Source organism: Labedella endophytica (assembly GCF_003990045.1).
Lineage (GTDB): Bacteria > Actinomycetota > Actinomycetes > Actinomycetales > Microbacteriaceae > Labedella > Labedella endophytica.
In genome coordinates this window covers 330,622-355,973 of record NZ_RZGZ01000004.1, presented here as the reverse complement: position 1 = coordinate 355,973, position 25,352 = coordinate 330,622, and the positions used below count along the sequence as shown (strand labels likewise).

The following is a 25,352-nucleotide window of genomic DNA, read 5'->3' as shown; positions in this document are numbered from 1 at the left end:
TTTGAGCAAGAGGCTGAGTCATATTGGTCCGTATCGCCGGCTGGTCGAATGGGAATCACTTCCCGACTCACCGCGGAACAGAACGGGCTCTTGACCCCGGACGCCACCGAGAGCACACTGAGCATTCAATATACTTTTATTGTTCAAGGAGGAACGATGAAGAAGATCCCTCTGTTCGCCCTCGTGGCTGTCACCGGTGTCGCGCTCGTGGCGCCGCTCCAGGCGCCCGCACCGGCCGCCGCCCTCACATCCACCCAGGCCACCGAGGCCTTCGACGACTTCCTCGACGTGTACTGGGACGATTCGGCCGACTACTTCTACACGTACAGCGATCATCAGATCCATCCGGACCACGCCCACGGGCCGCAAGGCGGGCTCTACACCGACTACTGGTGGGAGGCGCAGCTCTGGGAGATGGTCATGGACCGCTACGAGCGCGCGGGCGACGCGCAGTCCCGCGCCCTCATCGACGACGTCTTCGCGGGCTTCCAGGCGCAGTATCCGGACCCCAGCGAGAACGACTGGAACGACGACATCGGGTGGTGGGCGCGCGGCAGCATCCGTGCGTACGAGCTCACCGGCGACGCCGCCTACCTCGCGGCCGCTGAGGAGTTGTTCGCCTCCATCACCCCGTACGAGGACACCACGTACGGCGGCGGCATCTGGTGGAAGAACGTCGACGTCGGAGACGGGACGCGGAACGAGAAGAACGTCGCCACCAATGCGACAGCGGTCTACACCGCGATGCGCCTCTACGCGGCGACGGGCGACCCCGACTACCGGGCGACGGCCGTCCGCCTCTACGACTGGCTCGACACGAACTTCAACGACGCGGGCCACCTGCGCGACCACGTGGCCGGCACGGGTCAGTACACCGACTGGGACTGGACCTACAACCAGGGCAACTTCGCGGGAGCGGCCCTCGAGCTGTACCTCGACACGGGCTCGGCCGCGTACCTCGACGACGCGACGGATGCCGTCGACTGGGCGGTCGCGAACCTCACCTCATCCGGCACCCTTCTGAACGAGGGCATCGACGACACCGGCGGGTTCAAGGCGATCCTCACCCGCAACATCCGGGCACTCATCGACGAGGGCGGCCAGACGCAGTACGAGCAGTTCCTCACCGACAACGCCTCCCAGGCCGCGAACCACGTGAACTCAGCGGGCATCGGCGGCTACGACTGGACCGCACCGGCGCTCGAGCTCTCGACCACCGCGATCCAGAGCCTCGCGGGGGGTGCGACCGTCGCCATCCTGCAGCAGGCGACGCCCGACGGCTCCACGGGCGTCATCGAGGGTTCCGGCGTCTACGAGGCGGAGAACGCCGTCCGCTCGGGTGTCGACTCGGAGAGTACGGCCGCCGGGAAGAGCGGCCGCGGCTACCTCGCGGGCTGGAACACGAGCGGCACGAGTGTGACGTTCCACGTCAACGTCGTCGACGGCGGCACCTACGCCGTCGATCTCCGGTACGCAGCGGGGGCGGGCGACGCGACGCGGACCGTGAGCGTCGACGGCAGCCCTACGACGACGGTGTCCTTCCCGGGCACGTCCGCCTGGGACGCGTGGGCGAGCGTTCCGACGACGGTCACGCTGTCCCCCGGCCACAACGCGATCACCGTCTCGTACGACGCGGGGAGCGCGAACTACCTCAACCTCGACAGCCTGACCCTCGCGCTGTAGAACGCCCCGCCCACAGGGCTACTCCCGGTCGAGGGCGCCAGGTACACCTGGCGCCCTCGACACTGATGAGTAGCCCTCGGCGCGCAGGCCGGAAGCGCCCGCACACGCATCGGCGGCTCACTCCGACACGCTCAGCGACCGAGAGCTCGACCCGAGCCTCAGGCGGCGGAGCCCTGGCCGCGGCGCTCGGCGATCTCCTGGCCGGAGCGGCGAGCGTGGGCCTCGGCCTGCTGCTTGATCTCGGCGGCCAGCTCGGTGAACTGGTCGAGGGCCGGGTTCACACCCACGAGGGTGAACGGGCGCTCCACGACGCGAAGGTCGAGCCCCCAGACGTCCGCGAACGCGCGACGCAGCCACGGCGTCGAGTGGTCCCAGCCCTCCTTCGGCGTACCGGCGGCGTAGTTGCCGCCGAGCACGGTCACGAGGGTGGCCGGCTTGCCGCGGAGCGCCGTGCCCTGCGGGTCGATCCGCGGGTCCGTGTACGCGAGGTCGAACCAGAGCTTCGCGTGCTGCGACACCCCGTAGTTGTAGAGGGGGATGGCGAAGAGGATCGCGTCGGCGTTCACGAGTTCGTCGGCGAGGGTCGTCCGGAGCGCGATGGCCTCGCGCTGCGCGTCCGTGCGGTCCGCCTCGGGCGTGAAGCCGCCGGTCACGGCGTTCTGCCAGGCCGTCGCCGGGATCGGGTCGGCCGCGAGGTCGCGACGGACCACGGGAGAGGTCGGGTGAGCGGCTGTCCACTCCTTCTCGACGAGATCGGCGAGCTCGCGGCTCGCCGAGGTCTGGGGCATGATGCTGGCATCGAGGCGGAACAGGGTCACGTGAACGTCCAATCGGAGATGTCGGGATCGCTCTGTTTTTCAGAGCGGCTTTGATTACGCTAGCACGATAGAATGGACCCATGGAACCCGACCGCACCGCGCTGCATCAGTGTGACGCCGCGGTCAGCCTCGCGTTCTCGATCCTCGGCAAACGCTGGAACGGCATGATCATCGACACCCTGGGCAACGGCCCGCTCGCCTTCTCGGCGCTCCGCCGGGCCGTCGGTGGGATCAGCGACGCCGTACTCTCCGACCGCCTCTCGGAACTCGCCGAGGCGGCCATCGTCGCTCGCGAAGTCGCACCGGGGCCCCCCGTGTCGGTCACCTACTCCCTCACGGACGCGGGCGCGCGGCTCCGCCCCCTCCTCACGCAGCTGGGTGAATGGGCGACGCAGAACCTGGACTCGGCGCCGCACTGACCGGCGGCGCGCATCGTGCAAGCGCGCATCGCCGACGCACCCGGCCGACTCCCCCGTGCTCCGAGGGCGCCACACACACGTCGAGGGCGCCACCTCTAGGTGGCGCCCTCGATCGGGAGTAGCCCTTTGGGGGGCGAGTCGCGCGGCTAGCGCTCCACGGGCACGTCGGAGATCCACGACGGATCCTCGCCGTGCTCGTACGCGTAGACGCGGGCGTCGGTGCGGGCCTGGTGCCACTCGTCGGCGAGGGCGCGCATCCCCGACTTCGCCTCGAGCCCCGGCACGCGGTGCAGCACGTCGAGCGCGAGCCGGTACCGGTCGAGGTCGTTGAGGTGCACCATGTCGAACGGGGTCGTCGTGGTGCCCTTCTCGATGAAACCGCGCACGTGGATGTTCGCGTGGTTCGTGCGGCGGTACGTGAGCTGGTGCACGAGCGCCGGATAGCCGTGGAACGCGAAGATCACGGGCTTGTCCGTCGTGAAGAGCGCGTCGAACTCGTCGTCCGGTAGTCCGTGCGGGTGATGGTCGGGGTCCTGCAGCTTCATGAGGTCCGTCACGTTCACGACCCGCACGCGGAGCGCGGGCACCCGCTCGCGGAGGAGCGCGACCGCGGCCATCGCCTCGAACGTCGGCACGTCTCCGGCGCACGCGACCACGACGTCCGGCTCGGCCGCGTCATCCTCCGCCGTGCCCGTGCTCGCCCAGTCCCAGGCCCCGATGCCCGCGTCGACGTGGGCCCTGGCCTCGTCGAGGGACAACCAGGCCGGCTGCTCCTGCTTTCCGGCCACGACGACGTTCACGCGGTTCTCCGTGCGGAAGACGTGATCCATCGTCGCGAGCAGCGTGTTCGCGTCCGGCGGGAGGTACACGCGCACGATGTCGGCCTGCTTGTTCACGACGACGTTCAGGAACCCCGGGTCCTGGTGCGAGAAGCCGTTGTGATCCTGCCGCCACACGTGGGAGGAGAGGAGGTACGTGAGGGAGGGGACGGGCTCGCGCCACGCGACCTTCGATGCGCTCTCGAGCCACTTCGCGTGCTGGTTGAACATCGAGTCGACGATGTGCACGAACGCCTCGTACGACGTGATGAGCCCGTGCCGCCCCGTGAGGAGGTAGCCCTCGAGCATGCCCTGCATGAGGTGTTCGCTGAGCGCCTCGATGACACGGCCGTCGGTCGCGAGATTCTCATCCGTGGGCACTGTCGGCAACTGCCAGGCGCGCCCCGTCTCCTCGAACACCGCCTGCAGCCGGTTCGACGCCACCTCGTCGGGACCGAAGAGGCGGAACGTCGTGGGGTTCGCGGCCACGACGTCGCGCAGCCATTCCCCGAACACCCCGGTCGCGCCGGCGAGAGCGGAACCGTGGAGCGTGCCGTCCTCACGCTCGGAGACGACGGCGTGCGGGTCGATCTCGGGGAGGACGAGCGGTTCGACGGTGCCGCCGTTCGTGTGCGGGCTCGCGCTCATGCGCAAGCCGCCGTCGGGGCGGAGCGGTGCGAGCTCGGACACGGGGCGCCCGCGGGAGTCGAAGAGCTCCTCCGGTCGGTAGGAGCGGAGCCACTGCTCCAGCTGAGCGAGGTGCTCGGGGTTGTCGCGCACACCCGAGAGCGGCACCTGGTGCGCGTGGAACGTGTTCTCCACGGGTTTCCCGTCCACCTCGACCGGCCCCGTCCATCCCTTCGGCGTGCGCAGCACGATCATCGGCGGCATCTCCGTGGTGCGCTCGGCGAGCGTCTTCGCGTCGCGAGCGCTCGTCCAGATCCGGCAGATGCGCGCGTACGCCTCGTCCATCGCAGTGGCCATGCGCTCGTGGACGCGCATCGGGTTCTCGCCGTCGAAGCCGCCCGTCACGAGGATCGGCTCGTAGCCGTGCCCGTGGAAGAACTGCACGAGCTGCTCCTCCGGGATCCGCGAGAGGATCGTGGGGTTCGCGATCTTGTAGCCGTTGAGGTTGAGGATCGGGAGCACGGCCCCGTCGCTGCGGGGATCGAGGAACGCGTTGCCCCACCAGCTCGTGGCGAGAGGACCGGTCTCCGCCTCTCCATCGCCGATGACACACGCCACGACGAGTCCCGGGTTGTCGAGCGCCGCCCCGTAGGCGTGCATGAGCGAATAGCCGAGCTCACCGCCCTCGTTGATCGAACCGGGTGTCTCGGGTGCCGCGTGCGACGGGATCCCGCCGGGGAACGAGAACTGGCGCACGAGTTTCTTGAGGCCCGACTCGTCCGCGGTGACCTCGGGGAAGAGCTCGGAGTAGGTGCCGTCGAGCCACGCGTTCGCGACCATCGCGGGACCACCGTGGCCGGGGCCGCACACGTAGACCGTGGGCACGCCGCGGTCCACGATCACGCGGTTGAGGTGCGCGTAGATGAAGCTCAGGGCGGGCGACGTGCCCCAGTGCCCGAGCAGGCGCGGCTTGATGCTCTCCGGTGTGAGCGGCTTCCGCAGCAGCGGGTCGCCCATGAGGTAGATCTGGCCGACGGTCAGGAAATTGGCGGCGCGCCACCACGCGTCGACCGCGGCGAGCGCCTCCGTGCGGCTGTCGTCGCTCGTGTCGTCGCTCATCGGGACGCTGATTCGTCGGCGCCCCCGTCGAGCGACGACCAGTCGATCGCGGCATCGCTCACCATCGGCCCGTGGCCGCCGTCCTCGTCGCTGCCCGATCCACCGCCCGGCGTCGCACCGGGAGTCGCCACGTCGCTGCGGTCCGCGGCGTCGCCTGGCACGGCCGGGTCCGTGGTGTGCTCGACGGGGGCCGCATCCTCCTCCGACTCCACGGCCTCGAACTCCGCGATGAGGTCCCGCGGATCCGTTCCATGGTCGTCGCCGGTCGGACTCGTGCTGCTCTGGTCAGTCATGTCTTCGACGCTAGGCCGCTCCCCCGACACCGCACACGGCCTTGCATTCTCAGCGTCGAGGCTGTCGGAACTCAGGGCAGGGGCGCCCCGCCGCCGAGAGCACCGTCGTCCGTCGATTCGGACCGGTCTGCGGTCGCGGAACCGGTTCCGTCGAAGGCACGCCAGTCGACCGACGCGTCGTCGACCAGGGGGCCTCGGCCGCCGTCGTCAGCCGGCGTCTTCTCCTCGCTCGACCCGTCCGAGCCCGGCTCGTCATCTCCCGGCAGATCCGTGCCGAGACCGTCGTCCCCGAACCCGCCGACGCCGAGGCCGGTCGGCTCGAACTCCGGGTCGACTCCGTCAGGACCGGTATTCGTGTGATCAGTCATGATCCGACGCTACGCCTCATGGTTCACGGCTCTTCGGGGCTTGCGGTGGTTCGGAGACGCGGTCAGCGGACGATGCAGGCCCGGCGCACCCGTCTGTCAGGCTGGGCGGATGAGATCCACGACAGACTCCGCCCTCTGGTCGCGCGCCGACGACGGCACGTCTCCGCTCGTCGTGCTGCTCCACGGGCAGCACGGAACGGAGGAGGATCTCGCGCCGCTGCTCCCGCTCCTGCCGGCCGGCGTCGTCGCCGTATCGCTCCGAGCGCCGTTCGCCGAGGGCGACGGCTTCTCATGGTTCGAGACGGCGGACGGAGTGCGAGAGGCCGCGGCCGAGCACGTCGCTCCGGCCGCGGACGCCCTCCGCGCGTGGATCGATGAGGTCGCCCCGACCGCGGAGCCCGACGCCGACGACCTGCCAGACACGACAGGCCCGTCCGGCCGTGCCCGCCGCCCCGTCGCCGTCGTGGGGTACTCACAGGGCGGTGCCGTCGCCATCCACGTGCTCCGTCGGGCACCGCGGGCGGTCGACACCGCCGTGATCCTCGCGGGCTTCCTCGGCGTCGGCGACGAGCCGGGCGACGACGAGCTCCTCGACGTGCGCCCGCCCGTGTACTGGATGCGCGGGCTGCGCGACGAGAGCATCACCCTCATGGACGTGCAGCGCGTGGCCTACTTCCTGCCCCCGCACTCGACGCTCACGACCGCGGAGCACCCGCTCCTCGGCCACGAGCTGTCCGAGGTGTTCCTCGCGGCCGCCGCGCGCTACCTCGGCGCGTGGGCGGCGGGATTCTCCCGCGATTGATCGTCGCGATCAGGCGATTCCCGGCCGGACGAGGCCGACTTCGTAGGAGAGCACGACGGCCTGTACGCGGTCGCGCACACCCAGCTTGGCGAGTATCCGTCCGACGTGGGTCTTGACGGTCGCTTCCGAGAGGAAGAGCCTCGTCGCGATCTCCGCGTTCGACAAGCCCTCGGCGATGTGGCGCAACACGTCGATCTCGCGCGGCGTCAGTGCTGCGAGCCGCGGGTGCACACCGTCTCCGACGATGGCGCCCGGGGCCGGGAGCACGTCGGCGAACATCTCCAGCATTCTCCGGGTCACGCGGGGAGACACGACGGAGTCCCCGGACGCGACGACGCGGACGGCCGCGGCCAACTCGGCGGGAGTCGCGTCCTTCAGCAGAAAGCCGCTCGCCCCGGCACGCAGGGCCGAGAATGCGTATTCGTCGAGGTCGAAGGTCGTGAGGATCAGCACGCGCACCTCGGGATGCGCCTCGACGATGCTCCGTGTGGCGGTGATGCCGTCCATCCCGGGCATGCGCACGTCCATGAGGACCACATCGGGGCGGAGCGCGAGAGCCTGGTCGACCGCCGACGTGCCGTCGGCGGCCTCACCGACGACGACGATGTCCGGGGCGCTCTCGAGGATGAGCCGGAACCCCATCCGGACGAGTGCCTGATCGTCCACCAGAAGGACCGTGGTCATTCCGTCTCCTCCCCCGCCAACGGGAACGTCGCCCGGACCCGCCACCCGTCTCCGTGGGGACCCGCGTCCACACGACCGCCGAAGACGGTGACGCGTTCGCGCATGCCGATGAGGCCGCGTCCGGACCCGCCGGTCGCGTCGACCGGCATCGTCGCGCCGCGGTCGGTCACGACGATCTCGACCTCGCCGGGTCGGGAGTCGACCACGAGATCGACGCCCCGGGTGCCGGGGGCGTGGCGGAGGACATTCGTGAGCGATTCCTGCACCACCCGGTAGACGGCGAGCTGCAGGCTGACGTCGGCCGACCGGAGCCGGGCGTCGGACAGGTTCGTCGTGCGCACGGGGGTCCCCGCCAGCCGGAATCGGTCGACGAGCGTCGGGAGACCGTCGGCCGACGGGAGCGGGGCGGTGTCCGCGCGCATGTCCTCCTCCGCCCCCTCGGCGGTTCCGAGCTCGGATCCGTCACTGTGGAGCACGCCGAGCACCCGGCGCATGTCGACGAGAGCCGACCGTCCGGTGGTGACGAGCTCGTCGAGCGCCGTCCTCGCTCGGTCCGGCGCCCACTCGAGGGCAACGGACGCACCTCCTCCGAGCGCCACCATGACGGCGATGCTGTGGGCCACGACGTCGTGCATCTCCCGCGCGATCCGCGCACGCTCCGCGGCCTCGGCGAGTCTCGTGCGCTGCTCGTGCTCGCGCGCGACGGCGTTGGCCGCGTCGACGAATCGCTCGACGTGCAGCCTGTTGTTGCGCACGCCCGTCCCCACCGCCACCGAGACGAGCGCGAGGACGAGGACGGGCACGGCGGTCTGGTACCAGACACTGGCCTGGAACAGGACGTCGCTCTCGTCGGCCGGCGCGAGTCCGAGCGAGAGCGCGCCCACCGTGTGCACGATCGGGAAGAGCCGCGCGCTCACGAGCAGAACGGCGACAGCGGCGACGCACGTCACCCAGGCGACGAGCGAGCGACGGGAATCCGCCACCACGTAGAGCGCGAAGGCGAGCCCGAGCTCGAAACCCGACAGCGCTCCGGTGGCGCCGAGGGCGACGACGCCGAGCGCCGCCATCGCGGCCGCGACAGGAACGGGATACCGCCTCCGCAGGAGCAACGCGATCGATCCGGCGACGGCGAGACCGAGGGCCGCGTACTGCATGCGCAGCACCTGCTCACCGCCGAGGTAGGCGTTGAGGCTGTACATCGAGTCGGCGCCGACGCCCATGAGCAGGGACCATCCCGCGAAGCAGGCCACGATCACGGCGTCGATGATGCCGGGACGGCGGACGAGGAGACGACGGAGGGGGCCGCGTCGTCGAGCGTGCAGCTCCGTGAAGACGGGCGTCGCCACCGATCCTGTACTCATTCGCGCTCCGTTCCGCCCTCAGGCGTCTCGACGCCGCAACAGGACGAACGCGACCACGAGGATGTCGACGACCCACGCGACCATTACACCGTAGCCCGCCCACGGCGACAGCAGCGTGAGGTTCGAGGTCGTGATGACCGACCCGACGGCGTCCGATTGAAGCAGCCGGCTCCCGGCGCTCGATGGCAGGTAGGCCGCGAACGCCTGGATCGGCTCCCAGGGGATGACCCCGAGGAGGTTCTCGAGGACGAGCAGGAATCCGAGCACGATCGCGATCCCCGCGGCCGAGCTCCGCACGATGAGGCCGACGCCGAATGCGAGGGCCGTGATCGCGCCGAGGTAGAGCGGCACACCGGCGAGGATGCGCAGGTCGTCCGCGTTCGTGAGATCGATCGACATGCCCGTCGCCGCGAACCACGGCGCACTCGCCGCCCACGAGATCGCGACCGCCACGATCGAGGCCCCCATCGCGGCCAGGACGGTCACGAGGAGCTTCGCGCCGATCGCGGCGATGCGCCCCGGCGTCACCGCGAGAGTGGTGCGGATCTGACCCGACCCGTACTCGCCGGCGATCGCCATGACGCCGAACACGGCGAAGACCAGCTGGGTCAGCGCGGTCCCGGAGGTGACGTAGACCGACGCGACCAGCGAGGCCGAACCGGCCGCCTCCGGCACCTGGGCGATACTCGTCATCCTCGACACCGCGAAGGCGGGCACGAGTACCACTCCGAGGGCGAGGATCGCCCACGACGAGCGGAGCGAACGGAACTTCACCCACTCGCCGGTGACGAGTCGGCCGAAGGTGGCCGGATGCGTCGTCACGCGGGGGGCGGCGGGCAGGCGGGTGAGGGCTGGTGCCGTCATCGGGATCCTCCGGTGGTGCGGTCGTGGGAGACCGGACCCGACGGGTCCGGCCGGGCCGGGTCGGTCGAGTCGACCCGGTCGGTCAGGTCGGACGACGAGCGGTACTCGACCGCGTCCGCGGTGAGCTGCATGTAGGCCTCCTCGAGGGAGACGTGCACGGGGGCGAGTCCATGGAGGACGATGCCCTCGACACTGGCCGCCGCCGCGATGCGCGGCGCATCGATTCCGGTCACCTCGAGGATGCCGCGATCGATCACGACGACGCTCACACCGGGGTGTCGGAGCAGCACGCGCTCGAGCTCGGCTCCCATCGGCGTCGTGACCTGGACCGCCGCTTTCTGCGCCCGTCCGACGACCTCCCTCGTGGGCGCGTCCACGATCACGCGGCCGCGCCCCAGGATGACGAGATGATCCGCCGTGAGAGCCATCTCGCTCATGAGGTGCGAGGACAGGAAGACCGTGCGGCCCTCGGCCGCGAGCCCCCGCAGAAGCGTGCGGACCCACAGCACCCCTTCGGGATCCAGCCCGTTCACGGGTTCGTCGAGGATGAGCGTCTGCGGGTCGCCGAGCAGCGCTGCCGCGATTCCGAGGCGCTGCCCCATCCCGAGCGAGAACGTGCCGACGCGCTTCCGCGCCACCGTCGAGAGCCCCGTGGCCTCGATGACGTCGTGGACGCGGCGGCGCGCGATGCCGTGCGTCGCGGCGAGCGAGAGGAGATGGTTCTCGGCCGACCGGCCGCGGTGCACGGCCTTGGCATCGAGCAAGGCGCCCACCTCGCCGAGGGGTGCGCGGAACCGCGCGTAGGACGTGCCGTTGACGGTCACCGTTCCCGCCGTCGGCCGGTCGAGTCCCATGATCATGCGCATCGTCGTCGACTTGCCGGCACCGTTCGGGCCGAGGAACCCGGTGACGATGCCAGGGCGGATGGTGAACGAGACCCCGTCGACCGCCGTGGCGTCCGGGTATCTCTTGGTCAGGCGTTGCGCTTCGATCATGTGGCCTCCTTGTCGGCTGTTCCGAGCCTAGGAACGCCCGACCGGCGGCGAGACGCCCGTGAGGACCACATCTGCCGGGCCTCGTCGTACGCCGGAAGGATGACCTCGGCGGATCGGCGGCCTCGCACCGTGGCCCGCCGTCAGGCGGGGACGGCGGCGGTCCCCGTCCGACCGGCCTCGGCGGGCGGCAGCATCCGCTTCAAGATCGAGCGCTCGCAGAACGTCCACACGGTCGTCACGACGAGGTAGAGCGCGGCGGCGAGCGGCACGAACAGGGCGATGATCGCCGTCATGAACGGCAGGAAGCTGAGTGTCTTCATCATCCCGGAGAGGTCCGGCACGCCGGGGGTGGGCGTCGCGGCAGGCGGGCCGCCCGGGGTTCCGGGCAGTGGTTCGGCGAGCAGCATGCGCGACAGCTGGGCGACCACGGCGATGACGACCACGATGCCGGCGGCCATCGCGCCGGTCGCGAGGTCGAGCGTTCCCGTGGTGACGAGGCTCGCGAAGCTCTTCCCGAGCGGCATGCCGAGGAGGCTCTCGGTGAGGAGCTCGTTCGGGTGTCCGTTCACCGTGGCGATGATGAAGAGGCCGTAGATCGTCGAGACCACGGGGATCTGCAGCAGCATCGGGAGGCAACCGGCCGTCGGCGAGACCTTCTCGCGCTGGTACAGCTCGAGCGTCTTCTTCTGCAGCGCCTCACGATCCTTGCCGTGCTTCTTCTGCAGGGCGGCGAGCTGCGGGGCGATGCGCTTGCGTGCGTTGGCCGCCTTCACCTGCGAGACGCCGACCGGGATGAGGAGAGCACGGACGGCGAGAGTGACGAGCACCACGGCGAGCGCCGCCGACGCGGTTCCGGCGAACGGGGTGAGCAGCGAGCTGAGGGACATCACGACGCCGTACGCGGCGTCGAGCACGGCCGCGATGGGGCCGAATTCGTAGGGGTTCATGGGTGCGGTGGATCCTGCCTGCGGCCCGGAGGGCACGCGTCATACGAGTGGGGATCGTATGGTCGCGGCGGCTGGGTCCGTCCGGCTGCGCCGCTAGCGGCGGCTCGCGTCACTCCATCAGGAGGCGCGGACGAGCGGAGGGAGGGTCAGCGGGCGGCGACCGGAACGGTCCGGCCCGGGGCTCGCGGACGCGGGTGTCCCTCGGCGGTGGGATCGTCCTGCGTGCGGAGGAACGGCGCGGGCGCCGGCCGGTCCGAGCGTTCCGTGGGAACGCCGTCGAGGAGCGCGGCGATGAGACGCACGACCGCGCGCGTCGCGACGGCGACGCCCCCGGCGAGCACGATGACACCGAGGAGAGCGACGATCGCCGAGACCGACCCCGTGGACGGGGAGATCGACGACGCGATGAACGCGGCGACCGGCGACGTGGACGCGACCGTCTCGAACGCCGCGGCGAAGAACCGCGCGAGCATTTCGAGGAAGGCGATCACCCGCTCAGGCTACCAGCGCCTCCTGAGCGCGCGCCCGTCCCGGCCCCGATCTTCCGCCACACGCTTCGCGACCGACAGAGGGATACACCCGCACCGCACCCCCTCGGACCCTGAGCCCGTCGACGGGAGGCGACCACCTCGAGACGCGACGCGCGTCGACACCGCGACACGCTAAGTGGAGCCCGGCTCAGGGAGCGGCGAGCCCGTCAGACGTGGTCGCGCCAGCTGTGCTGCGGGTCGAAGCCGAGGACCTTCCGCGCCTTGTCGATCGAGAGAAGGGTGTCGTTCTCGCCCAGGTCGCGCACGACGGGCACCTCGGGGAAGACCTCGGCGACGAGCTCGGCGTTCGGGCGCGACATCACGGTGTCGGCCGCCGCGATGATGAAGCGGTCGAAGCCGGGGCCGGCGTTCTCGAGCGCGCGGGCCACGGCCTGGGCGCCGTCGCGGCCGTCGATGTAACCCCACGCGTTCCACTTGCGGGAGCGGGCGTCGGCGTCGAAGGACGGGAACTCGGCGTAGTCCTCCGGGTTCATCACGTTCGAGAACCGCAGCGCGGTGATCGACAGCTCCGGGTCCCAGCGCACGAGCTCGATCGCGAGCTGCTCCTCGAGGTGCTTCACGAGGGAGTAGACGCTCTCGGGCCGCGCCGCGTACTCCTCGTCGATGGGGAGGTAGGGCGGCGGCACGTCGAACGGCAGCCCGAGGACCGTCTCGCTCGACGCGTAGACGATCTTCTTGATGCCGAGGCGGTGCGCGGCCCAGAACACGTGGAACGTGCCGTTCATGTTGTTGTGGAACGTGGCGATGTCGCTCGTAAGGCCCGGCGCGGGGACCGCGCCGAGGTGGACGAGCGCGTCGATGCCCTCGTGCTGGTCGTTGACCCCTGCGATCGCATCGATGACCTGACCGTAGTCGGCCAGGTCCACGCGCACGAAGCCCGCGCCCCGTTCCCCGGACTGGTCCAGGTTGACGACCTCGTGGCCGTCGCCTCGCAGCTTCGCGACGACGGTGCGGCCAAGTTTTCCGGATCCTCCGGTGACGGCGATTCTCATGTGTTCATCCTGTCCTTCGTTCTGACGTCCCGATACCCCCTCAGTTCGCCCCCCCACCCCACGCGCGGCCTCCAACGGATCATCACCTGATGCACTTGAGCGCCTTTCCTGCGGTGCACTGCAAGGAGGACGCTCAAACGCCACATCTGGCGGAGTGTGGGGTGGGGTGGGGGTGGGGGTGGGGGTGGGGGCGGGGTTACTTCGCGCGGGCGGCGACGTGAGCGACGGCTGCGACGGCGAACGCCGTGAGGCCTCCGACGATCGCGGTGGCCGCACCGCGGTGGGCGATCGCCCACGTCTGCGGACTGCCCTCCGTGGCGGTGTCGCTGAAGATGCCGCGCGCCCCGTGATCGCCGAGGACCGGCGAGTAGACGTTGTCCGGCAGCATCGGCTCGGTCTTGTCCGGGGCCTGCTGACCGTCGAAACCGGTCTTCGCGAGGTACGTGTCCATGAACCACGGCGCCACGCGATTGCCGAGCACCGTGAGCACGGTCGAGCCACCCACCCATGTACGACGACGCGGCTTGTCGGCCACGTCGGCGACCGCGCGCGCGCCGACCTCCGGTTCGTAGATCGGCGCGACCGGCTGCGGGTGATCGGGCAGGTGCGAGCGGACCCAGTTGAACTGGATGGTGTTGAGCGCCGGCATGTCCACCGTGGAGAGGCGCACCTTGCTGCCGCTGTGGATGAGCTCCGTCGTGAGCGACTCGGTGAATCCCTGCACGGCGTGCTTCGCCGCGCAGTACGCGGACTGGAGCGGGATCCCGCGGTGCGCGAGCGCCGATCCGATCTGGATGATGTGCCCGCGGTCGCGCGTGCTCATGCGCGACAGCGCCGCGCGGGTGCCGTTGACGAAGCCGAAGTAGTTCACGCTCGTGGCCCGCTCGAAGTCCTCGGGGTCGACCTCGAGGAACTCACCGAAGACACCGACCATGGCGTTGTTCACCCACAGATCGATGGGGCCGAGCTCCGCCTCGACGCGATCGGCGGCCGACTCGACGGCCGCCCGGTCCGCGACGTCGGTGGGGATACCGAGACCGCGGCGGCCCGCGAGATCGATGTCGGCGACGGTTCCCTCGAGGCCGTCCTCGCCGCGGGCGAGAACGGCGACGTCCCAGCCGCGCGCCGCGAGTTCACGCACGATCGCGCGACCGAGACCCGCGGTCCCGCCCGTGACGACGGCGACTCCGCGGCTCACGCTCCGGGCTCGTCGGTGACGGTGGGGTCGCTCGGGTCGTCGATGGTCTCGTTCGGCGCTTCGGTTCCGTCCGATGCTCCGCCGGACGCGGGGTCGCCGGACGCGTCGCTCGTGGACGACGCTTCGGCGTCCGGAGACGCGTCTCCCGATCCGTCGGTCTCCGGAGTCGCGGGCTCGGCCGCGCCGGATTCGGCGGCGATCTGGTCGGCCGGGGCGTCCGCGTAGGCTCCGCCACCGGTGGCATCGGCCGTTTCGGCGGGGGTCGACTCCGCACGCGTGGCGGGAGTCGCCGCTCCGCCGGAGGATGCGCCCGAGTCGGAGGATGCACCCGCGTCGGAGGATGCCGCGGAATCGGAATCAGAATCGGTGTCGGAGCCGCTGTCGGAATCCGACGATCCGCCCTCGACGCCCTCGATGTCGACGCCGACGATGGCTTCGGCGTACTGACGCAGGTCCGGGCCGGGCTCGAAGTCGATGAACTGGTCCTTCAGGCGAGCATTGAGCTCGGCGAAGGCGTCCTCCCACGATCCCGCGGAGTGGGTGGCCGCCACGTCGAGCACGGCCTCGCGCAGGACACGGTCGGAATCCTCGAGGATCTTGGCGCGCGCTTCATCGTTCCAGCGGATGTCGTCCGGGCTGATCGAGCTCATGGTCGCTCCGTTCCGGCGCCGACGTTCGGCACCTCGGATTCCCCACGCTAGGCGCTCGAGCGAATCCGCTCAGCCCCTTGCGCTCCCCCGCTCACCCGCCCGCTCCCGGCCACACTCCCCCGCCCACCCGGTAGAGCGTTTGCGCCGTTTCGCGGCGGTGCACTGCCGCGAAACGGCGCAGACGCTCTACTTCACGGGGTGGTGGTGGGGGAGGAAACGGGTCAGCCGTTCGACTCGGGGGCCTGGTGCTGGATCGGGATGGCGGAGGTGCGCATCGCGATGGACGCCGCGACCGAGTGGTCGGGCTCGACCTCCGGCTCGCTCGCCGCGCGCAGCACCACGAGGGACCGCGCCGCGAGGGTGAGCTTCGCACCGGCGGGCAGGGCAGGACCGTCCACGGCCTCTTCACCCGTGTCGACGACGGCCTCCCACGCGGGGCCGAAGGCCGACGGCGGGATCGTGACCTCGACCGAGTCGACGTCGGCGCTGAAGTACAGGAGGAAGTCGTCGTCCTGGATGGAGTTGCCCCGGCTGTCGCGCTGCCGGATGCTGCCGCCGTTGATGTAGATGCCCACGGTGCGCTGCAGGGCCGCACCCCAGTCCTCCTCCTTCATCTCGAGGCCGTCGGCGTCGAGCCACACGATGTCGGGGAAGGGGTCGCCCTCCTCGCGCTCGTACGGCTTGCCGTCGAAGAAGCCGCCGCGGCGGAACGTCGGGTGCTCGCGACGCAGTCGCGAGACGGCGGCGACGAACTCGATGAGGGGCTCGTCGGCGTCGTCCCAGTGCACCCAGCTGATCTCGCTGTCCTGCGCGTAGGTGTTGTTGTTGCCGTGCTGCGTGCGCCCGAGTTCATCGCCGTGCAGGATCATCGGGATGCCCTGCGAGAGCAGGAGCGTCGCGAGGAAGTTGCGCTGCTGGCGACCACGCAGAGCGAGGATGTCGGGGTCGTCCGTGTCGCCCTCGACGCCGGAGTTCCACGAACGGTTGTGCGATTCGCCGTCGTTGTTGTCCTCGCCGTTGGCGTCGTTGTGCTTCTCGTTGTACGACACGAGGTCGCGCATCGTGAAGCCGTCGTGCGCCGTCACGAAGTTGATCGACGCGAACGGGCGACGGCCCGAGTTCTCGTAGAGGTCGGCGGAACCCGTGATGCGGGCCGCGAACTCGCCGAGCGTCGACGGCTCGCCGCGCCAGTAGTCGCGCACCGTGTCGCGGTACTTCCCGTTCCACTCGGTCCACTGGGGCGGGAAGTTGCCCACCTGGTAGCCACCGGGACCCACGTCCCACGGCTCGGCGATGAGCTTCACCTGCGAGACCACCGGGTCCTGCTGCACGAGCTCGAAGAAGGTCGAGAGGCGGTCGACGTCGTAGAACTCGCGCGCGAGCGTCGAGGCGAGGTCGAAGCGGAACCCGTCCACGCGCATCTCCGTGGCCCAGTAGCGCAGGGAATCCATGAGGAGCTGCAGCGAGTGGGGATGACGCACGTTGAGCGTGTTGCCGGTACCGGTGTAGTCCGTGTAGTACCGCTTGTCGCTCTCCTCGAGGCGGTAGTAGGCCTCGTTGTCGATGCCCTTGAAGCTCAGCGTCGGGCCCATGTGGTTGCCCTCCGCGGTGTGGTTGTAGACCACGTCGAGGATGACCTCGATGCCGGCGGCGTGCATCGCGCGCACCATCGACTTGAACTCCTGCACCTGCTGGCCGAGCTCACCCGTGGCCGAGTAGGTGTTCTGCGGCGCGAAGAAGCCGATGGTGTTGTAGCCCCAGTAGTTGACGAGGCCCTTCTCCTGCAGCGTCGAGTCCTGCACGAACTGGTGCACGGGCATGAGCTCGAGAGCCGTGATGCCGAGCTTCTTGAGGTGGTCGATGACCACGGGGTGGGTGAGGCCGGCGTACGTGCCGCGCTGGTCCTCCGGGATCTCGGGGTGGAGCTGCGTGAGACCCTTCACGTGCGCCTCGTAGATGACCGTCTCGGAGTACGGCGTGTGCGGCTTGCGGTCGCCGGCCCAGTCGAAGAAGGGGTTCACGACGACGCTCAGCATCGAGTGGGGGGCCGAGTCCTCGTCGTTGCGCGAGTCCGGATCGCCGAAGTTGTAGCTGAAGAGGGCGTTGTCCCAGTCGTACTGGCCGTAGGTCGCCTTCGCGTACGGGTCGAGGAGGAGCTTGTTGGGGTTCGCGCGCTTGCCGTTCGCGGGGTCGTACTCGCCGTGCACACGGAAGCCGTAGCGCTGTCCGGGCTGGACGTTGGGGAGATAGCAGTGCCACACGTAGGCGTCGACCTCGATGATCTCGACGCACGTCTCCGCGCCGTTCTCGTCGATCAGGCAGAGCTCGACGCGCTCGGCGGCCTCGCTGTAGATGGCGAAGTTCGTGCCTCCACCGTCGTAGGTGGCTCCGAGGGGATAAGCGGTTCCGGGCCAGGTTTCCACGAGCGACCTCCAGGTCAGGGACGGGGTTCGAGTGCGGGTCGAGCGGATGCGCGCGCACGGACCGTCACGATCGAGCTAGCGCTCTAACGGTAATGGGTCGCGGGCGCACCGAGCGCATCGTGCGCGCTGGTTGACATCGGGAGGCACCGGCGAAGGGCCATGCTCCGGTTGTGGATCCTGCACAGACGCCGCCCGACGGTTGTCGAATCGGATGGTGCACCCTAGCCTGAGACCAGTCATCCCCCAGACCCCGGGATCCGTCGACCGTCACCCGGGCGCTCGCTACGAGGGGAATGACATGAAGACGATCCACTACAACCAGTCTCGATTCGAGACGGCCGATGCGATCGCGAGGGCGGTTCTGGTGTACGCCGAGGCCCTCGCCACGAGGCAGAGGTTCGCCGTGGTGGATATTCCGACCGTCACCCGCACCGGGGTCGAGATCGCGCATCTGCTCATCGGACCGGGCATCCCGATCGCATACACCCCCGCGCTGGACGATCCCGTGCTCGGCGACATTCCACGCGACGAGTTCGCGGGAGACGCCGCCGCAGCCGTCCCGATCGGGCTCGGCGAACTCGACGTGCGACGAGCGGTCCGAGCGCTCACGGAGGGAACGATGCGCGTCCGCGTCCGCATCGCCGCGACACCGCTCGACGGCGAGACACTCCTCGAGGAACCGACCGATCTCGGCGCGGTGTAGAGACTCGGCCCCGCCGGGGGCGGGGCGCCTCAGATGATGAGGCGCCGATCGACGATCTCGCGGGCGACCTCGCCGATCGGTCGCCGCGTCTCGCGAGCGTGCCTGCGGATACGACGGAACGCCTCGTCCATGTCCTCGTCGTGGGTGTAGGCCACGACACCCTTGGCCTGCTCGATCACGATGCGCGAATGGAGCGCGGTCTGCAGCTGCTCGCGCACGGACCGGCTCTCGCGCATCGCGCGGTCCTGCAGGATGCCGATCGTCGCCACGTCGGCGAGCGCCTGGGCGGCGTTGAGGTCGCGCGCCAGGAGATCGGATCCGGCGTTCTCGAACAGGCTGAGCGCTCCGATGCTCTCCTGCCGCAATCGCATGGGCAGGGCGTGCACCCCGGTGAAACCGTTGTCCATGGCCGACTGGCGGAAGCGCGCCCAGTCCGAACCGTCGCGAAGGTCGGGCACGACGACGGCCGCGCCCGTGTGGAACGCGTCCAGGCAGGGTCCCTCGTCGGCTGCGAGCACCATGAGTTCGACCGTGCGGCTCTCGTGGCTGGTCGACGCGACGAGGTCGAGGCGCCCGTCCCCGGCATCGAGGAGGATCGCGGCGGCCGCCACGTCGAAGACCGACTCGCACGTCTCGACGAGCATCTGCAACAGGTCGCCGACGTCGAAGTCGTCGACGAGGGTGTCCGCGAGCCGTGCGAACACCTCGAGCAAGCGGTCCTCCCGCGCGCGCTCCGTCATGTCCTGTCCTCGATGACGGCGCCCGTGACGGAGAACGTGAGGCGTTTCTCGAGGATCTGCTCCGCGATCTCCTCCATGCTCGATCCTGTCGAGAACGCGCGTGCCTGGAGCAGGAGCAGCGCATCGTCGGCGGTCACCCCGAGCTGCGCGATCACGAACCCGGCCGCCTGATGGATCCGGTAGCGCGAGTGCCGGCCGCCTCCGGACACCTCGTCGGCGGCGTCCGGAGTCGACTCGAGTGCACGCCTCAAGACCCGGCGGCCGATCACCCCACCGAAGATCAGCAGGCGACGGATCGCCTCGTCGTCGAGCTCGATCGGGTCGCGGTGGTAGAGGTCGATGGCCCCCACGCGTAGCGTGCCGAGGCTCACGGGCACCGCGAAAAGCGCACCGACGTCGTGCACGCGCACACCTTCCGAGAACCGGGGCCACATGCCGCGGGGGCGATGCCGGAAGTCGGGCTCGAGGATGGGCTCGCCCCGCTCGACGGCGTCCCAGCACGGGCCTTCGCTCATGTCGAACTGGAGCTCGTCGATCCGTCGGATGATCGCGTCGCTCGCCTCGACGGATTCCATCCCGAGCAGCTCGCCGATGGTGGACACGGACGCGCCGGTCACGGGGATGATGCCGAGGATGGGCTCGGTGAGGGACTCGGATCCGCCCGATGGCCGCGACAGGGCGGCGAGGGCGGCGGTGAAGCGTTCTTCGGTCATGCGATCTCCTGATGCCTCGACGGCCGGGGCGGAGGCGGACGTGCGACCACGCTAGCCGATGGACCCGGCCGCCGGAAGTTCAGAAGGGCTTCAGGCGCGCGCGCGTAATGTGATCCTCCGGTTCCGCTCGGAGCCGGCAGCTGGGGGACCGCCCGTTCGGGGCGGTGAACGGGGATGTATGAACACCACGGGGAGACAAGCGCACCGCGCGGGTCACGGCGCGGCGGGAGCCGTCGGCGGACTGGTGGGGCGCGTGCGGCGCTCGCTCGGCGACGGGGTACGCGCATCGAAGGGGCTCTTGCCGGGCGGGCGTCATCTGGCCCTGACGTGGTCGATCACCGACGACTACGGAGGGATGACCGCGGCGATGCTCGCGCGCACGCGTGCATTCGTGCGCCACGGCGGCGTCTCGGTGGACGTTCTCACCCTCGACGAGCAGTCCGACTACGCGGCTCGCGAGGCCCGTCTGCGGGAACGCGGCGAGTTCATCGACGGGATGCGCCTGCTCAACCTGTGGGACTGGTTGCGGACCCATCCCCTCCCTGGTGGGTCCTTGCGACTCGATCGCCATCCGTTCGCTCCGCTGCCCGTCCCACCCGGCGGGTCGGAACCGGGCAGGACGACCGAGGTCCGGCGGGGCGAGACCGTCCTGAGCCGGAGCCTGGTGTCGCCCGAGGGCGAGCGCGTCGTTCAGACGGACCACTACCGACTCGACGGGACCCTGCTCCTGAGCGATCGTCGCGACCCCGAGACGGGTGCCCGGTCCCTCGTCCTGTGCGACGCGTCGGGATCGCCGGCGCGTTCATGGGGGCGCATCTGGCACCTCTACGCCGCGTGGCTCGACCGCCTCACGCGGCGTCGACGGACGTACCTCATCGTGGACAGCAAGACGGTCGCGCCGTTCGTCGCCGAGTACCGGCGCCCGCATGTCACGACCGTGCACCTCGTGCACGCCTCGCATCTCATCGGTTCGGAGCGGCCGCTCGGTCGGCTGCGCGAGTCGCGGAAAAAGGTGTTCGGGAACCTCGACGCGTTCGATGCCGTCGCCGTGCTGAGCGAGCGTCAGCGTTCCGACGTCGAGGCTCTGCTCGGCCGGCACCCCGGTCTCATCGTCGCGCGGAACGTGCGGGAGGGTGTGCTCCTCGACGAGGCGCCCGCCCGGCCCGACGCGGCCGCCGGTGTCATGCTCGCCTCGCTCGAGAAGCGGAAGCGGGTGAGCCACGCCATCCGCGGTATCGCCGGCCAGCACACCCTCGCCGCCGCCCGACCGGGAGCCGGACCGCTCGCGACACTCGACGTGTTCGGCGAGGGGCCGCGCCGCCCACTGCTCGAGGCGGTCGTCGATGAGACCGGCGTCGGGGATTCGGTGCGCCTGCACGGTTTCGACGCGGCCGCGAGGGACCGCCTCGCCACGGCCTCGTTCCTCCTGCTCACGTCGACGTCCGAGGGCTTCCCCCTCGTGTTGCCCGAGGCGCTCGCCGTCGGATGCCTGCCCATCGTCTACGACGTACCGTACGGCCCGGCCGACATCATCCGCTCGGGCTGGAACGGCTTCGTCGTGCCCGCCGGCGACGTCGACGCACTCGCGGGGGCGATCGACCGCCTCGTCACGCTTCCGAGCGAGGAGCTCGATCGGATGCGTCGGAACGCGATCCGCTCCGCCGGTCCGTTCGAACCGGGTGCGGTGACTCGAGCCTGGGCGCGCGACCTCCGAGCGGCGCGGCGGCGGGGGCATCGACGGCGCTGACGGTCTCGTCCACGCGGCGCCGCCCCCGGAGGCGATCGACGAGCAGACCCACTCCCCGACCCGTCGCACGCGCCAGGCGGTGGGAGGGTCGTTCGACGACCGCGAAGAAGCCGGCGGAGATCAGCAGGCTCAGCGGCGCCCCCACGAGACCGACCACCCACCACAGCTGGTCCCCCACCACGAACGCGATGGTCGCGAGCACGGGGACGTGCACGAGGTAGAGGCTGAAGGACACCTTCCCTGCCCATTGCGGGAACCGGGTCGACAGGATCCGCTCGACCCCGGGCGAGCAGATACTGAGCAACACGAGCCCGAGCGCCCCGAGCCCGGCGAGGCCCCACAGCACCTCGGAGACGACGTCACCGGACGGCCACAGCGGCCGGCCGATCCAACTCGCGACGAGGAGCAGCGCGGATACCGTGCCGCCGACGGTCCAGAGCACGGGGCGCGGACGGCGGTGCGCCCACTCGACGATGTCCTCGAGGCGCACGGCGACGAGGGTGCCGAGGAGGAAGACCGGGAGATAGACGAGGGCGTCGAGGGAGAGGACCCGGCCGAGCATCGTGGCGACGACGGACACGGCCCCGACGGCCACGAGCGCCGCAGTGCGGCGGCGGAGCAGCACGGCGATGCCGATCGCCAGGGGCAGGAGCGCCGTGAAGATGAGCTCCCACCGCAGTGACCACAGCGTGTTGACGATGTCGTAGCTCGCCGGCGTGAGGCTCGCCTCCCGCAATAGGGACGAGAGGGTCACGCTCGTCGCGTTCGCGTCGCTGATCCACTCGCCGCTCGACACGCGGGACTCCGGCCGCGGGATGAGCGCGATGAGCGCGACGGCGAAGAGGAGCGCTCCCCACACCGGCACGTAGAGCCGCACGAGGCGGGAGGCGAGGAACGCCGGCCACGAGACGGTTCCTCGCAGGAGGGGCAGCGCAACGACGAGACCGCTCAGGACGAAGAAGACCAGAACGGCCTCCGTGCCGGCGAAGAGCAGCTTGAGCGGCGACTCGGTGACCCCGTTCCAGACCGCCTCGGCCCGGCCCCCTCCGTCGGCGAACGGTCGCGCGATGAGACTCACGTGGTACACGACCACGACGAGCGCCGCGATCCCGCGCACACCGTCGAGGGAGCGCAGTCGCGTCGAGCCCCTCTTCTCGGTGTTCCTCGTTCCCTCCGGCATCCGACGATCGTAAGTCGAGAGCCTGAACGCCCGGAGGGGGTGGCGCTCGCTCGGTATGCGTCCCCGCACCCCGACCTCCCCCTCCCGGGTTTTGCGCACGCAATTACGTTCCGCGGTTGAAATTTCGGCCGCGGAACGCAGTTGCGTGCGCAAAACGGTGGAGCTGAGGCGGGGTGGAGCTGAGGCGGGGTGAAGTGGGGTGCGTCAGCCCGTGAGGGTGATGACGAGGCGGATCGAGAGCGCGAGCACGGAGACGAGTCCGACGATGCCGAGTGCGTTCTGCCACCAGCGGTTGCGCATCTCGCCCATGAGCGAGCGGCGGTTGGCCATGACGATGATGAGCGTCGCGAGGACCGGCGCGATGAGCACCGTGAGCGCTTGCGCGATCACGATGAGCTGCACCGGTGACGACTGGAAGGTCAGGGTCACCGCCACTCCGAACGCGAGGATCGAGGCGCTGATGATCTTCGCCGCGAGAGAGCCGGCCGACGGCCCGCGCCCGAGGGCATCCGAGAGCATCGTGCCCCCGGCCGTGGCGTTCGCGGTCATCGAGGAGAAGGCCGCTCCGAAGAAACCGAGGGCGAAGACGGTCGAGCCGACCTGACCGGCGAGGGGTTCGAAGATCGACGCGAGTTCGACGATCGTTCCGGCGGCCTGTCCGGTCGATCCGAGCACAGCCGCCGCGACCATCATGACGAGGGCCGTCATGATGCCAGGGGCGACGATCCCGGGGATCGTGTCCACCATCGTCACGTCGCGGTACTCCTCTTCCGTGCGCCCGCGTTCCCTGGTGCCGTAGGACGTGTAGAAGGCGGCGTTGATGCTGAAGTTCGTGCCGACGAGCGCGACGATGAGCAGCCAGGACCCCTCGGGGGCGGAGGGGATGAGCCCGGCCGCGGTGTCGATCCAATCGGGGCTCGCGATGAAGGCGCTCACGACGAACGCGATCGCCATCAGGGCCACGACGGTGACGAGGACCTTCTCGATCACCCGGTACACGTGCCGCAACAGGAGGAGACTCGCGACGGCGACCGTGCAGATCACGGTCCACATGACGGGTGAGCCCCCGAAGAGCATCGACAGGCCGAGTCCCGAGCCGACGGCGTTGCCGACCGAGAACATCAGCGTGATGAGGAAGACGCCGACGCCGGCGACGACGCCCCATCCCCGCCCGAGATGATCCTTGATGGACGAGATGAGCGAGACGGGCGACTTGATGCCGAGACGGACGCTCATGTCGGTGAGCACGATCATGAGGATGGTCGAGACGACGATCACCCAGACGAGTGCGTATTGGAATCCGCTTCCGGCTTGGACGGCCGTCGTGAGATTTCCGGGGCCGAATTGCCAGGCGCCCGCGACGAATGCGGGACCGATGAGCAGCAGCCGCTGCCAGAACGAGCGCCGGCGTCGGCTCGCGCCGACGATGGCCTCCATGTTGCCGGTCGAGATGCGGCCGTAGCCGGTGCCGGGGGTGGTCGAGGTGTGACGGGTCTTCGTGCGCTCACTCATGGCGAGCCTCCTTCGTCGGAGTGCGGCAACCGGGCCGCTCCAGTCGTCATTGACATGGGGTGCCGCTCACGCGGCGTCGGTGCGTCCGAGAGGGACCCCTCGGTCGGACCGGATGCGGGACCGGATCGCTCCGGCCCCGCCTGGTCGGATGCTCAGGCGTCGACCGTGACCTTCTCGATCCCGGCCGACACGAAGGCCGCCGCGATCTCCTTGTCCGCTCCATCCGCGAGGGGCAGGAGCGGGGTGCGGACGGTGGCGTGCTCGAGGATACCGCGGTGCACGAGGCCCCACTTGAGGGCGACGGTGCCCTCCATGTGGGAGCCGCGGTGGTACACGTTCTTCGTCACCGGCAGCAGGCGCTCGTGGATCTCGTGCGCCGCCGCGTAGTCCTTGGCCTGACCGGCGGCGATGAGGTCGACGAGCAGCTCGGGCGCGATGTTGCCGTAGCCCACGAGGAGCCCGTCGACGTCGAACATCGTCGGCAGCAGGTACTCGTCATGGCACGAGAGGATCTGGAGCTCCGGGTACGCGGCGCGCAGCGCGGGGATCTCCGTGTACCAACGGCGCATGTTGCGCACGCCGTTCTTCGCGGCGAAGACGCCCTCCTGGCCGGCGATCTCGAGCTGGGTGTCGAGGTCGTAGCTCGCCTTCGTGTTGTCCGGGTACTGGAACAGGATGAGCGGCAGGCCGCTCTCGTCGTAGATGTCCTGGTAGCGGGTCTGCGGGGCGCCCTGCTGGAAACCGAAGCGGAGCCAGCCGTGCGACGGGTAGACGAGACCGGCCGAGGCGCCGGCGTCGACGGCGCGCTTCGCCTCGAGGGCTGCGACCTTGTTCCCCTCACCCGTGATGCCAGCGACGATCGGGATGCGTCCTTCGACGGAGTCGCGGAAGGCTCGGATCACGTCGAGCTGCTCGTCGACGGTGAGGAAGGTGCCCTCACCGGCGTGGCCCAGCACGACGAGGCTCTTGACGCCGTCGATGGATCCGAGCCAGGAGCCTAGCCGCTCGATGGCGGCGAAGTCGATGTCGCCCTCCTCCGTGAAGGGGGTGACGGGTGCGGGGCTGAGACCGCGAAGGTCGATCGTCATGATGTCCTCTCTCCGTTGAGATGTCTGCGTCGAAACTGGTTGCGAACGTTATTAGGA

General features: G+C 69.9%; 23 protein-coding genes and 1 pseudogene. 5 read left to right on the top strand and 19 right to left on the bottom strand.

All coding sequences use genetic code 11. The annotated features are described in order from the left end of the window. The first annotated feature begins 156 nt into the window (after nt 1–156). Nucleotides 157–1,683 (top strand): glycoside hydrolase family 76 protein, encoded by a 1,527-nt coding sequence (locus ELQ94_RS15035; protein WP_166404844.1) that lies wholly within the window; start codon nt 157–159, stop codon nt 1,681–1,683. A 158-nt stretch (nt 1,684–1,841) separates the two neighbouring features. Here ELQ94_RS15035 and ELQ94_RS15030 read toward each other — a convergent pair whose 3' ends face one another. Continuing rightward, the gene (locus ELQ94_RS15030) at nt 1,842–2,501 is read right to left on the bottom strand and encodes an FMN-dependent NADH-azoreductase (protein WP_127051166.1); all 660 of its coding nucleotides are present in this window, start codon (nt 2,499–2,501) and stop codon (nt 1,842–1,844) included. Between the two features lie 80 nt (nt 2,502–2,581). On the opposite strand from ELQ94_RS15030, the gene ELQ94_RS15025 reads away from it, so the two are divergent. Beyond that, the gene (locus tag ELQ94_RS15025; RefSeq protein ID WP_127051165.1) at nt 2,582–2,920 is read left to right on the top strand and encodes a winged helix-turn-helix transcriptional regulator; all 339 of its coding nucleotides are present in this window, start codon (nt 2,582–2,584) and stop codon (nt 2,918–2,920) included. A 146-nt stretch (nt 2,921–3,066) separates the two neighbouring features. Here ELQ94_RS15025 and ELQ94_RS15020 read toward each other — a convergent pair whose 3' ends face one another. The 3 genes from ELQ94_RS15020 to ELQ94_RS15010 all read right to left on the bottom strand — a co-directional run bounded on the left by ELQ94_RS15020 (nt 3,067) and on the right by ELQ94_RS15010 (nt 6,145). Continuing rightward, nucleotides 3,067–5,484 carry a phosphoketolase family protein gene (locus ELQ94_RS15020; protein ID WP_127051164.1) on the bottom strand — a complete coding sequence of 806 codons (2,418 nt, stop codon included), beginning with the start codon at nt 5,482–5,484 and terminating at the stop codon, nt 3,067–3,069. Beyond that, on the bottom strand, nt 5,481–5,777 hold the full coding sequence (locus ELQ94_RS15015) for a hypothetical protein (RefSeq protein ID WP_127051163.1): 297 nt from the start codon (nt 5,775–5,777) through the stop codon (nt 5,481–5,483). The genes ELQ94_RS15020 and ELQ94_RS15015 overlap by 4 nt, the downstream gene beginning before the upstream one ends. A 71-nt stretch (nt 5,778–5,848) precedes the next feature. Beyond that, nucleotides 5,849–6,145, bottom strand: a complete 297-nt coding sequence (locus ELQ94_RS15010; protein ID WP_127051162.1) for a hypothetical protein — start codon at nt 6,143–6,145, stop codon at nt 5,849–5,851. Between the two features lie 109 nt (nt 6,146–6,254). Between ELQ94_RS15010 and ELQ94_RS15005 the strand changes: the two genes are divergently transcribed. Further along, nucleotides 6,255–6,947: an alpha/beta hydrolase gene (locus ELQ94_RS15005; RefSeq protein WP_166404842.1), complete on the top strand. Its 693-nt coding sequence runs from the start codon at nt 6,255–6,257 to the stop codon at nt 6,945–6,947. Nucleotides 6,948–6,956: 9 nt separating this feature from the next. Here the strand turns inward: ELQ94_RS15005 and ELQ94_RS15000 are convergent, their stop codons facing one another. The 10 genes from ELQ94_RS15000 to glgX form a co-directional block, all read right to left on the bottom strand. Continuing rightward, nucleotides 6,957–7,631: a response regulator gene (locus ELQ94_RS15000; RefSeq protein WP_127051160.1), complete on the bottom strand. Its 675-nt coding sequence runs from the start codon at nt 7,629–7,631 to the stop codon at nt 6,957–6,959. Beyond that, the gene (locus ELQ94_RS14995) at nt 7,628–8,992 is read right to left on the bottom strand and encodes a sensor histidine kinase (protein ID WP_127051159.1); all 1,365 of its coding nucleotides are present in this window, start codon (nt 8,990–8,992) and stop codon (nt 7,628–7,630) included. Before ELQ94_RS14995 ends, ELQ94_RS15000 begins: the two co-directional genes overlap by 4 nt. Nucleotides 8,993–9,010: 18 nt before the next feature. Next, nucleotides 9,011–9,856 carry an ABC-2 transporter permease gene (locus tag ELQ94_RS14990; RefSeq protein ID WP_127051158.1) on the bottom strand — a complete coding sequence of 282 codons (846 nt, stop codon included), beginning with the start codon at nt 9,854–9,856 and terminating at the stop codon, nt 9,011–9,013. Further along, entirely contained in the window at nt 9,853–10,851 is a 999-nt protein-coding gene (locus tag ELQ94_RS14985) for an ABC transporter ATP-binding protein (protein ID WP_127051157.1), read from the bottom strand. Before ELQ94_RS14985 ends, ELQ94_RS14990 begins: the two co-directional genes overlap by 4 nt. A 140-nt stretch (nt 10,852–10,991) precedes the next feature. Continuing rightward, complete coding sequence (locus tag ELQ94_RS14980; protein WP_127051156.1) at nt 10,992–11,798, bottom strand: YidC/Oxa1 family membrane protein insertase; 807 nt, start codon at nt 11,796–11,798, stop codon at nt 10,992–10,994. 146 nt (nt 11,799–11,944) lie between these two features. Continuing rightward, the gene (locus ELQ94_RS14975) at nt 11,945–12,289 is read right to left on the bottom strand and encodes a hypothetical protein (protein WP_127051155.1); all 345 of its coding nucleotides are present in this window, start codon (nt 12,287–12,289) and stop codon (nt 11,945–11,947) included. A gap of 206 nt (nt 12,290–12,495) precedes the next feature. Next, nucleotides 12,496–13,341 carry an NAD-dependent epimerase/dehydratase family protein gene (locus ELQ94_RS14970; RefSeq protein ID WP_127051154.1) on the bottom strand — a complete coding sequence of 282 codons (846 nt, stop codon included), beginning with the start codon at nt 13,339–13,341 and terminating at the stop codon, nt 12,496–12,498. A gap of 196 nt (nt 13,342–13,537) precedes the next feature. After that, a complete protein-coding gene (locus ELQ94_RS14965) occupies nt 13,538–14,539 on the bottom strand; it encodes an SDR family oxidoreductase (protein WP_127051153.1) in 1,002 nt (333 codons plus the stop codon). Further along, nucleotides 14,536–15,189, bottom strand: coding sequence for a hypothetical protein (locus ELQ94_RS17635; RefSeq protein WP_243697054.1), 654 nt, complete (start codon nt 15,187–15,189; stop codon nt 14,536–14,538). The genes ELQ94_RS14965 and ELQ94_RS17635 overlap by 4 nt, the downstream gene beginning before the upstream one ends. Before the next feature lie 221 nt (nt 15,190–15,410). Continuing rightward, nucleotides 15,411–17,612: a glycogen debranching protein GlgX gene (gene glgX / locus ELQ94_RS14955; RefSeq protein ID WP_127051152.1), complete on the bottom strand. Its 2,202-nt coding sequence runs from the start codon at nt 17,610–17,612 to the stop codon at nt 15,411–15,413. A gap of 298 nt (nt 17,613–17,910) precedes the next feature. Between glgX and ELQ94_RS14950 the strand changes: the two genes are divergently transcribed. Next, nucleotides 17,911–18,315 carry a hypothetical protein gene (locus ELQ94_RS14950; RefSeq protein ID WP_127051151.1) on the top strand — a complete coding sequence of 135 codons (405 nt, stop codon included), beginning with the start codon at nt 17,911–17,913 and terminating at the stop codon, nt 18,313–18,315. A 29-nt stretch (nt 18,316–18,344) separates the two neighbouring features. On the opposite strand, the gene ELQ94_RS14945 is transcribed toward ELQ94_RS14950, so the two are convergent. Both ELQ94_RS14945 and ELQ94_RS14940 read right to left on the bottom strand, forming a co-directional pair. Next, nucleotides 18,345–19,055, bottom strand: coding sequence for a GAF and ANTAR domain-containing protein (locus tag ELQ94_RS14945; RefSeq protein ID WP_127051150.1), 711 nt, complete (start codon nt 19,053–19,055; stop codon nt 18,345–18,347). Continuing rightward, nucleotides 19,052–19,768 carry a GAF and ANTAR domain-containing protein gene (locus ELQ94_RS14940; RefSeq protein WP_127051149.1) on the bottom strand — a complete coding sequence of 239 codons (717 nt, stop codon included), beginning with the start codon at nt 19,766–19,768 and terminating at the stop codon, nt 19,052–19,054. The genes ELQ94_RS14945 and ELQ94_RS14940 overlap by 4 nt, the downstream gene beginning before the upstream one ends. A 58-nt stretch (nt 19,769–19,826) precedes the next feature. Between ELQ94_RS14940 and ELQ94_RS14935 the strand changes: the two are divergent. Then, nucleotides 19,827–21,365 (top strand): annotated as a pseudogene (locus ELQ94_RS14935) (glycosyltransferase); the annotation flags it as partial. 10 nt (nt 21,366–21,375) lie between these two features. On the opposite strand, the gene ELQ94_RS17630 reads toward ELQ94_RS14935, so the two are convergent. From ELQ94_RS17630 to ELQ94_RS14920, 3 genes are all read right to left on the bottom strand, one after another. Continuing rightward, entirely contained in the window at nt 21,376–22,695 is a 1,320-nt protein-coding gene (locus tag ELQ94_RS17630; RefSeq protein WP_127051147.1) for an acyltransferase family protein, read from the bottom strand. Between the two features lie 204 nt (nt 22,696–22,899). Next, on the bottom strand, nt 22,900–24,207 hold the full coding sequence (locus ELQ94_RS14925) for an Nramp family divalent metal transporter (RefSeq protein ID WP_127051146.1): 1,308 nt from the start codon (nt 24,205–24,207) through the stop codon (nt 22,900–22,902). Nucleotides 24,208–24,359: 152 nt separating this feature from the next. Beyond that, nucleotides 24,360–25,295, bottom strand: a complete 936-nt coding sequence (locus tag ELQ94_RS14920; RefSeq protein WP_208007748.1) for a dihydrodipicolinate synthase family protein — start codon at nt 25,293–25,295, stop codon at nt 24,360–24,362. Between the last annotated feature and the right edge of the window lie 57 nt (nt 25,296–25,352).